Origin of the sequence: Rhodoferax sp. (genome assembly GCF_014859475.1) — a bacterium.
In the GTDB taxonomy this organism is placed as follows: Bacteria; Pseudomonadota; Gammaproteobacteria; order Burkholderiales; family Burkholderiaceae_C; genus Rhodoferax.
The window spans coordinates 1-9,121 of record NZ_JACUUE010000098.1 but is presented as its reverse complement, the minus strand read 5'-3'; the positions used below and the strand labels follow the sequence as shown (position 1 = coordinate 9,121).

The following is a 9,121-nucleotide window of genomic DNA, read 5'->3' as shown; positions in this document are numbered from 1 at the left end:
GAGCGCGCCCTGCCCGACGCCGCCGACCGCGCCAAAATGGTGCGCGACGTGCTGCGCAACCTGGGACAACCAGTGGTGGCAACAGCATGTGCCTGATCGCCTGGAACTGGCAACCGACAAGCCCGACGCCGCTGTTGCTGATTGCCAACCGCGACGAGTTTTATGCGCGGCCAACCGAGGCGCTGCACTGGTGGCCCGACGCGCCCATTCTGGCCGGGCGCGATTTGCAGGGGGGCGGCACCTGGCTCGGCATCAGCCGCAGCGGGCGCCTGGCGGCCTTGACCAACCACCGCGACCCCACCAACATGCGCGCCAATGCGCCGTCGCGCGGTGAACTGGTCAGGGCTTTTTTGCAAACGGATGCCAATGCCGCAGACTACCTGAGCGCATTGCTTGAGCGCGCCGCCGACTACAACCCGTTCAACCTGCTGGTCTTTGATGGCACGCACCTGATGGGCCTGGAAAGTCGGCACGCCAAGGTGATGGCCCTGCAGCCGGGCATCGGTGCCGTCTCGAATGCCGACTTTTCAACCCCCTGGCCCAAACTGTCACGCCTGAGCGGCAGCCTGCAAACGCTGCTGGCACAAGCCCACCCCGGCGATGCCGAGTTGCTGGCGCTGCTGCACAACCCCGACCCTGCCGCTGACATTGATTTGCCAGCCACCGGCATTCCAGTTGAGCTTGAGCGCGCGCTCTCAGCCGCTTTCATTGCCCTGCCCGATTACGGCACCCGCGCCAGCAGTGTGGTGCGGTTCGGGGCCGATCACGTCTCTTTTATGGAGCAAAGCTTCGATGCCAGTGGCAACACTGGCCTGAGGCATGACATATGCCGTGGCATAGGCTAAACTCTAAAGATTCGCAAAGCACCACCGCCTCGGGAGAACCACCATGCCCATCGCCTCGGAAAAAGCGGCCAACTCTTCAGCTGAGTCTCCCGCACGCCAGGTGCGCCTGTTTCGCAACGGCGCCAACCAGGCCGTGCGCATTCCCAAAGAGTTTGAATTGCCGGGCACCGATGCGCTCATGCACCGCGAAGGCAACCGGCTGATTTTGGAACTGGTGGCAGACAAACCAGCCAAAGGCAGCATGGCAGCGCTGGCGCTGGCGTTGCAGGAAATGGCCGCTATGGGAACGATTGACGAGGTGTTCCCGGATGTTGATGCAGGTCTGCTGCCCTTGGACGACATCAATTTTGGTGACGACTGATGATGTTCGACGCCACGCTGTATTTGCTCGACACCAACGTCATTTCCGACATGATGCGCAACCCCGTGGGCACGGCGGTGCGATATGCGCAGTTGTTGGCGGCCAATGAACCGGACAGCAAGGTTTGCACCAGCGTCGTGGTGCAATGTGAACTGCTGTTCGGTTTGCGCAGACACACCAGCCCGCGTTGGTCCACGCAGTACGAGCGTGTGATGAACGCCATCGACGTGCTAGCCCTGGAATCCAGCGTCGCGCCCTACTATGCCGAGTTGCGCACCCAACTCGAAACAGCTGGCACCCCGATTGGCCCCAACGACACCCTCATCGCCGCCCACGCGCTGGCGCTGGGTGCCACGCTGGTCAGCGCAGACGCCGAATTTGCCCGCGTACCGGGGTTGCGGGTGGAAAATTGGCTGCTACCTGTCGCAACAAAGAAATGAAAACCACCCAATTCGCCCCCGGCCTGATCATTGCGGGCATCGCCCCACCGCTTTGTCTGACCGATTACAAGCTGATCGCGTTCGACATGGACTCGACCCTGATCAACATCGAGTGCGTTGATGAAATTGCCGCTGCCGTGGGCCGCAAGGCAGAGGTGGCCGCCATCACTGAAGCCGCCATGCGTGGCGAAATCAGCGACTACAAGGAGAGCTTGCGCCAGCGTGTGGCGCTGCTCAAGGGCGTGACCGAGGCCGACCTGGCGCACGTTTACCAAAACCACCTGCAGCTCAACCCCGGCGCGGCTGAACTGGTGGACGCGTGCAAGCGCGCCGGGCTTAAGGTGCTGCTGGTGTCGGGTGGATTCACCTACTTTAGCGACCGCCTTCGCGACCGGCTGGGCATCGACTACAGCCGCGCCAATGTGCTCGAACTCAGCGGCGGCGTGCTCACCGGGCGCATGGTGCACCAGCCGTGGGGCGACATTTGCGACGGCGCCGAAAAGCGCACCATGCTGCTGCAGATGTGCGACATGCTGGGCATCAACCCCAAGCAGGCCATTGCCATGGGCGACGGCGCCAACGACCTGCCGATGATGAGCGTGGCCGGCCTGTCGGTGGCTTTTCATGCCAAACCGGCGGTGCGTGAGTTTGCCAACGTGTCGATCGAGTCCGGCGGGCTGGACCGGCTGCTGACGCTTTTTGAGAGCTGACAATCGCGCCATGTACACCGCCCACTTCGGCCTGAGCCAGGACCCGTTTTCCATCGCGCCCGACCCGCGCTACCTGTTCATGAGCGAGCGCCACCGCGAGGCGCTGGCGCACCTGCTTTACGGCGTGGCAGGCGGTGCTCAGGTCACGGGCGGCTGCGGTGGCGGCTTTGTGCTGCTGACCGGCGACATTGGCACCGGCAAGACCACCATTTGCCGCTGTTTTCTGGCGCAAATTCCGCCCAACTGCCATGTCGCCTATATTTTCAACCCCAAACTCAGCGTACTGGAGTTGCTGCAGTCGATCTGCGAAGAGTTTCACATCGCAATCAAGGCTGCCAACGCCGGCGCTCTAACGGCCAAGGACTACATCGACGCGCTCAACGCCTTTTTGCTGCAAAGCCACGCCGCCGGGCAAAGCAGCGTGCTCATCATTGACGAGGCGCAAAACCTGGCCGCCGACGTGCTGGAGCAATTGCGCCTGCTGACCAACCTGGAAACCAACGAGCGCAAGCTGCTGCAAATTGTGCTGATCGGACAACCTGAATTACGCGACATGCTGGCCCGACCGGAACTGGAGCAACTGGCGCAGCGCGTGGTGGCGCGGTTTCACCTGGGCGCGCTGTCAATCCCGGAGACCCGCCAGTACATTGCGCACCGCCTGGGTGTAGCGGGTCACACCGGCTCGCTGCCCTTTGATACCAAGGCCCTGCAGCGCATCCATCAGCTCGCCCGGGGCGTGCCGCGGCGCATCAACCTGCTCTGCGCTCGCGCGCTGCTGGGCACCTGGGCCACTGGCCAGAACCAGGTCAACCGCAAGGTGGTGAATAAAGCGGCTTCAGAGGTCTTTGGTGCCAACACAGGGCTAACAGCCAACTTCAAGGGCCAGCGCCTGGGTTATGCGTTGGCGGGTCTGGCCGCGCTGGCGGCGTTGGCTGCGTTGATGTTGCTGGCTGTGCAATGGCAAGCGACTTCAAAGACAGCCCAGACAGCGCCTGACGCAGCCCAAACTGCATCCAGCGCAACGCCACCCACGCAGAGGCTGCCGCTCGGCGCTGCACTGCCAACGGTATCAGCGGAGCAATCAGCATCCGACACGCCACCGACCTCAGCCAGTGGTCTGCCCGACTTATCCGTCACAGACCTGCCCATGCTTTGGCCTGAGTTGCCAGCCGATATCAACATCGCCTGGCGCGAGCTGGCGCCAGACTGGCAGCTGCCTGCCAACAGTGCCACCCCCTGCCAAAGCGCCGGCGCACAAGGCATTCAGTGCTACCGCGCCAGCAAATTGACCCTGCCGCTGCTGCGCCAGCTCAATCGCCCGGGCATCCTGACGTTGCGTGCAGCCCAAGGGCCGGCGGTGCATGCGGTGCTGAAGGGTGTGTCTGAGCAAATCGCCACGCTGGGGCTGGCCGGGCACCTGCACCACGTCAGGCTGCTTGACCTGGCGCAGTGGTGGCACGGCGACTTTGCCACCTACTGGCAGCCGCCCACGGGGTATGTGGCCGGGTTGCCCGACGGCAGCACCGGCCCGGCCATCGACTGGCTGGCCAACCACTTGAGCCAGCTTGACGGCTTGCCCGGTGCGCCGACCCATGGCACGCCCTTGGCATTGGATGCCGCGCTGCGTGCACGCGTGCGGACCTTTCAGCGCTCGCGCGGCATCACACCCGACGGCCGGCCCGGCCCCATGACCTTCATGCAGCTCGAGAGCGCCACCCAGAGCGGTGCACCCCGACTGCTCACCGAGGCGCAATAAGCCCATGTCTTACATCCTCGACGCCCTCAAAAGAGCCGACACCGAGCGCGAACGCGGTGCCGCGCCCGGCCTGCACACGCGACACCAGATGCCTGCTGGCAACGCTGACACCCCGGGCGAGCGTCGTCTTGTGTGGATGGCTGCAGCAGCAGGCCTGACGCTGCTCGTGCTGGCGACCACTTTCTGGCTTTGGCGCACACCTTACGCGCCACCGGCGGCAGCATTGACACCGACCGCCAGTGCGGTACAGACACCAGCCGCTCCGGCAACAGTCATACCCAGCAAGCCGCGCGCAGCGATCACACCCCTCGCACCAGTGCCCATTGTGGTTACCGAGGCGCCCGTGGCCAAGGCAAAACCGGCAGAAAAGGCCAACCCGAAAACAGTGACAGTGACAGCGCCGCCCGTTGTACCCGCCGTCCCCACTACACCCACCAGAGCCGTGGCAGTAACGTCGCCCGCAGCGCCTGCCGGCACGGCTGCGTCAGCGTCAACAGCGGCCCAAGCTGCAACCCTGCTGAGCGAACTGCCAGCAGAGCTGCGCAACCAGATTCCCAAAATCACCATCACCGGCAGCGTTTATTCAGACAGCCCCGCGCAGCGCCTGCTGCTGGTCAATAACCTGGTGCTGTCTCAAGGCGGCCAGGTCACCCCCGACCTGAAGCTTGAAGAAATCCAGCCGCGCAGTTCGGTCTTCAGCTACAAGGGCAGCCGCTTTCGGGTGATGCATTGAACCTAAAAACCGCAGTTACCCCACGCCTGCGAGCCCAGCGTATCCGGCCCGATACCGCACCCGGAGATTGATCAAAAACCAAGTTCAATCGCATTTCAGCCGCAGAACAAAATCGGCGCCAGGTGAGCGTTATCGACAAGCCTTACCTTACGCCGGCTCCGGCACGCTGGGCAGGCCCGCCAGTGCCATCGCCAGTTCGCTTTCGTCGTAGTGCTCGTCAGTCAGTTCACCGGCAAAGTACTTCTGGTACGAGGTCATGTCAAAGTGGCCATGGCCGCAGAGGTTGAACAAAATGGTCTCGGCCTTGCCCTCGGCCTTGCAGCGCAGCGCCTCGACGATGGCACCCTTGATGGCATGGTTGGCTTCCGGGGCGGGCACGATGCCCTCGTGCCGCGCAAACAGCACGCCGGCCTCAAAACACTCTACCTGGTTGTATGACACGGCCTCCAGCAGGCCGAGTTCCTTGACGTGCGACACCAGCGGCGCCATGCCGTGGTAGCGCAGGCCGCCGGCGTGAAAACCGGGCGGCGTGAACTGGCTGCCCAGCGTGTGCATTTTGGTCAGCGGCGTCATGTGACCGGTGTCGCCAAAGTCGTAGGCGTATTTGCCGCGCGTCAGCGACGGGCATGCCGCCGGCTCGACCGCAACAATGCGCGGCTTGGGGCCGCCGCGCAGGCCGTGGCCGATGAACGGGAAGGCGATGCCGGCAAAGTTGGAGCCGCCACCGGTGCAGCCCACCACCACGTCGGGCCAGGCGTCGGCCATTTCCATTTGCAGCATGGCCTCCTGGCCAATGATGGTTTGGTGCAGCAGCACATGGTTGAGCACCGAGCCCAGCGCGTATTTGGTGTCGTCGCGCTGCACCGCCAGTTCGACCGCCTCGCTGATGGCAATGCCCAGACTGCCGGGGTGATCGGGGCGCTTGGCCAGCACCGAGCGGCCATAAGCCGTTTCGGTGGAGGGTGAGGCAAAACAGCGCGCACCATAGGTTTCCATGACGGCGCGGCGATACGGCTTCTGGTCGTAGGACACGCGCACCTGGAACACCTCGACTTCCATGCCGTAGAGCGAGCCGGCAAACGCCAGCGAGGTGCCCCACTGGCCGGCGCCGGTCTCGGTCACCAGGCGCTTGATGCCGGCTTCCTTGTTGTAAAAAGCCTGCGGCACGGCGGTATTGGGCTTGTGGCTACCGGCGGGGCTGCCGCCTTCGTACTTGTAATAGATTTTGGCGGGTGTGCCCAGCGCTTTCTCAAGGCGGTGCGCACGAAACAGGGGCGCCGGGCGCCACAGTTGAAACACTTCGCGCACCGGCTCGGGGATTTCAATCTCGCGCTCCAGGCTCACCTCTTGCATGATCAGGGCCATGGGAAAAAGCGGCGCCAGGTCGTCCGGGCCCACCGGTTGCATGGTGCCGGGGTGCAATACCGCGGGCAAGGGCTTGGGCAGGTCGGCCTGCAAGTTGTACCAGAACTTGGGCATCTGGTTTTCGTTCAACAGGTACTTGGTTTGCTGGCTCATGGCGACTCCTGAAAAGTGACAAATTAGGCTTGGCTGCAAGTATGCCTTCAATCCCTTCGGCCGCAGCCTGGGCAAGCGCCCGGGTTTACCCTCAAAACGTCAGCGTTTTAACGCCGTCGGCGGTGCCCAACAGGCAAATTTGCGCTTTTTGCAGCGCAAACACACCCACCGTCACCACGCCCGGCCACTGGTTCACCTGGGTCTCGAAGGCCAGCGGATCGCTGATCTGCAAGCCTGTCACATCGATCAGGTACTGGCCGTTGTCGGTCACCAGCGGCGAGTCATAGCGCAGGCGCAATTGCGCTTGCGCGCCCATAGCGACAAACTGGCGCATCACGCGGTGGGCTGCCATCGGAATCACTTCCACCGGTAGCGGGTATTTGCCCAGCGTTGGCACCAGCTTGGACTCGTCGGCAATACAGACAAACTGGCGCGACTGCGCGGCCACAATTTTTTCGCGCGTGAGCGCCGCGCCGCCGCCCTTGATCATGTTGCCCTGATGGTCGATCTCGTCGGCACCGTCGATGTAAACCGCCAGTTCTTCCACGTCATTGGCATCGAAGACCCGGATGCCCAGCGCCTGCAGCCGCTCGGTACTGGCCACGGAGCTTGACACCGCGCCCTTGATCTGATGCTTGATGCTGGCCAGCGCGTCGATGAATTTATTGACCGTGGAGCCGGTGCCCACGCCCACGATCTCGTCGGGAACCACGTACTTGAGCGCGGCCTGACCCACCAGTGTTTTGAGTTCGTCTTGAGAAAGTGTTGCCATGCGAGGTTCCTTGAGGGGGTTGATCGGGGAAAATAACGGTAAATATCAGGAATTATGCAATGGCTCTTGTCCCCTACGCCCTCACCCGTCCCTTTTTATTCAGCCTGGACCCCGAAACTGCCCACGAATTGACGCTGCACTCGCTGGCGCACACGCAGGGCAACGCCTTGAAATGGGCTTATGGCAACGCACGTGTGAACGATCCGGTCATGCTGGCCGGGCTGACTTTTCCCAACCGTGTCGGCATGGCCGCCGGGCTCGACAAAAACGCCCGCTGTATCGACGGCCTGGGCGCGATGGGCTTTGGTTTTGTCGAGGTTGGCACCGTCACGCCACTGGCGCAGCCCGGCAACCCCAAGCCACGCATGTTCCGCCTGCCGCAGGCGCAGGCACTGATCAACCGGCTGGGCTTCAACAACGACGGCTTGACTGTTTTTATCGACAATGTCAGGCGCTCCAGGCTGTACCAAACACGCCAGTCCCGCTCGCCTGGCGCCTTGCCCATGCTGCTGGGCCTGAACATTGGTAAAAACGCCGCCACGCCCATCGAGCGCGCCACCGACGACTACCTGACTTGTCTGGACGGGGTCTATCCCTATGCCGACTACGTCACGGTCAATATTTCCAGCCCCAACACCAAAAACCTGCGCAGCCTGCAAAGTGATGAAGCGCTGGATGGTTTGTTGGGCGCCATCTCCGGGCGGCGTGAGGCGTTGGCGCAGCAACACGGCAAGCGTATCCCGATCTTTCTCAAGATCGCACCCGACCTGGACGGGTATCAGATCAGGGTGATCGCCCAAACCCTGAAGCGCTACGGCCTTGATGCGTCTGGCAAGGTCAACAACGCCTGGGGCGTGGTTGCCACCAACACCACCTTGGGACGCAATGCCGTCAAAGGCCTGGCGCATGCCGATGAGGTTGGCGGCCTGTCGGGCGCGCCCGTGTTGGTCATGAGCAACCGGGTAATCAGCCAGTTGCGCGCCGCCCTGGGGCCACAGTTTCCGATCATCGGTGTCGGCGGCATCATGTGCGCTGAAGATGCCGTGAGCAAAATCAGGGCTGGTGCCGATGTGGTGCAAATCTACACCGGCCTGATTTACCAGGGACCGGGTTTGGTCAGGCAAGCCGCAGCCCTGATCAAGAAGACTTTTTAATTGGGGTCAGATTCCAATTAATTTTGATAGCAGGCAGTAGCCCGGATGAAGCGAAGCGCAATCCGGGAACTTCAGCGGGGGAGCCGGTTTACTTCACCCGCGCAGTGGCTGGCTTTGGCGCTTGTCGCGCGGAGCAAGACACCACTGTTTGAACGCTGCTGTTATCGGACGAATCAACCAAGTAAGTGACGGAATTAATTGGAATCTGACCCCCATTGTTTGGCAATCATGTCGCCGATGGCCAGACAACTGGTCAGCCCGGGTGACTCGATGCCAAACAGGTTGACCAAGCCCGGCACGCCGTGGTCGCTCGGGCTCTGAATCATGAAGTCACGACCAGGCTCGCCCGGGCCGCTGATCTTGGGGCGAATGCCGGCGTAACCGGGCAGCAGCGCGCCGTCTGGCAAACCCGGCCAGTAATTGCGTACCTCGGCGTAAAAAGCGTCACCGCGCGCCGGGTCCACGCTCAGGTCGTCCGGTGATTCGACCCATTGCACGTCGGGGCCAAACTTGGCCTGCCCGCCCAAATCCAGCGTCAGGTGCACGCCCAGCCCGGCGGCCTGCGGTACCGGGTAGATCAAATGCGAAAACGGCGCCCGCGTGGCCAGCGTGAAATAGTTGCCCTTGGCGTAATACGCTTTCGGCACATGCCGCGCGGCCAGCCCGGCAAAGCGCGCGGCCAGCAGTGGCGCTTGCAAGCCCGCCGCGTTGATGACGGTTCTGGCTTGCAAGCGGGTGCCATCGGCGGCATGCAATTCGATGCCAGACGCCCCGACCTGCGCACCTTCCAGCGGTGAATTGAGCGCCAATACACCGCCCGCGTTTTCCAGGT

General features: G+C 62.8%; 10 protein-coding genes. 7 read left to right on the top strand and 3 right to left on the bottom strand.

The window, feature by feature from the left end; all coding sequences use genetic code 11:
• The first annotated feature begins 86 nt into the window (after positions 1-86).
• Genes IBX54_RS09555 through IBX54_RS09530 form a run of 6 tightly spaced genes read left to right on the top strand, consistent with a single transcriptional unit; the run spans position 87 to position 4,845 of the window.
• Positions 87-845, top strand: a complete 759-nt coding sequence (locus IBX54_RS09555) for an NRDE family protein (protein ID WP_296542427.1) — start codon at positions 87-89, stop codon at positions 843-845.
• A 43-nt stretch (positions 846-888) separates the two neighbouring features.
• Positions 889-1,206 carry a virulence-associated protein VapB gene (locus tag IBX54_RS09550; RefSeq protein WP_296542426.1) on the top strand — a complete coding sequence of 106 codons (318 nt, stop codon included), beginning with the start codon at positions 889-891 and terminating at the stop codon, positions 1,204-1,206.
• Complete coding sequence (locus tag IBX54_RS09545) at positions 1,206-1,646, top strand: type II toxin-antitoxin system VapC family toxin (RefSeq protein WP_296542425.1); 441 nt, start codon at positions 1,206-1,208, stop codon at positions 1,644-1,646. Before IBX54_RS09550 ends, IBX54_RS09545 begins: the two co-directional genes overlap by 1 nt.
• Positions 1,643-2,356, top strand: coding sequence for a phosphoserine phosphatase SerB (gene serB / locus IBX54_RS09540; protein ID WP_296542424.1), 714 nt, complete (start codon positions 1,643-1,645; stop codon positions 2,354-2,356). The genes IBX54_RS09545 and serB overlap by 4 nt, the downstream gene beginning before the upstream one ends.
• Before the next feature lie 10 nt (positions 2,357-2,366).
• A complete protein-coding gene (locus tag IBX54_RS09535) occupies positions 2,367-4,112 on the top strand; it encodes an ExeA family protein (protein ID WP_296542423.1) in 1,746 nt (581 codons plus the stop codon).
• 4 nt (positions 4,113-4,116) lie between these two features.
• Positions 4,117-4,845, top strand: a complete 729-nt coding sequence (locus IBX54_RS09530) for a general secretion pathway protein GspB (protein WP_296542422.1) — start codon at positions 4,117-4,119, stop codon at positions 4,843-4,845.
• A gap of 147 nt (positions 4,846-4,992) precedes the next feature.
• Here the strand turns inward: IBX54_RS09530 and IBX54_RS09525 are convergent, their stop codons facing one another.
• Both IBX54_RS09525 and rpiA read right to left on the bottom strand, forming a co-directional pair.
• Entirely contained in the window at positions 4,993-6,363 is a 1,371-nt protein-coding gene (locus tag IBX54_RS09525; RefSeq protein WP_296542421.1) for a TrpB-like pyridoxal phosphate-dependent enzyme, read from the bottom strand.
• A gap of 91 nt (positions 6,364-6,454) precedes the next feature.
• Positions 6,455-7,135 carry a ribose-5-phosphate isomerase RpiA gene (gene rpiA / locus IBX54_RS09520; protein ID WP_296542420.1) on the bottom strand — a complete coding sequence of 227 codons (681 nt, stop codon included), beginning with the start codon at positions 7,133-7,135 and terminating at the stop codon, positions 6,455-6,457.
• Positions 7,136-7,194: 59 nt separating this feature from the next.
• Here rpiA and IBX54_RS09515 point away from each other — a divergent pair, with 59 nt between their 5' ends.
• Complete coding sequence (locus IBX54_RS09515; protein ID WP_296542419.1) at positions 7,195-8,289, top strand: quinone-dependent dihydroorotate dehydrogenase; 1,095 nt, start codon at positions 7,195-7,197, stop codon at positions 8,287-8,289.
• Between the two features lie 194 nt (positions 8,290-8,483).
• On the opposite strand, the gene IBX54_RS09510 is transcribed toward IBX54_RS09515, so the two are convergent.
• On the bottom strand, positions 8,484-9,121 hold a 638-nt coding region (locus tag IBX54_RS09510), incomplete at its 5' end, for an NAD(P)/FAD-dependent oxidoreductase (RefSeq protein ID WP_296542418.1).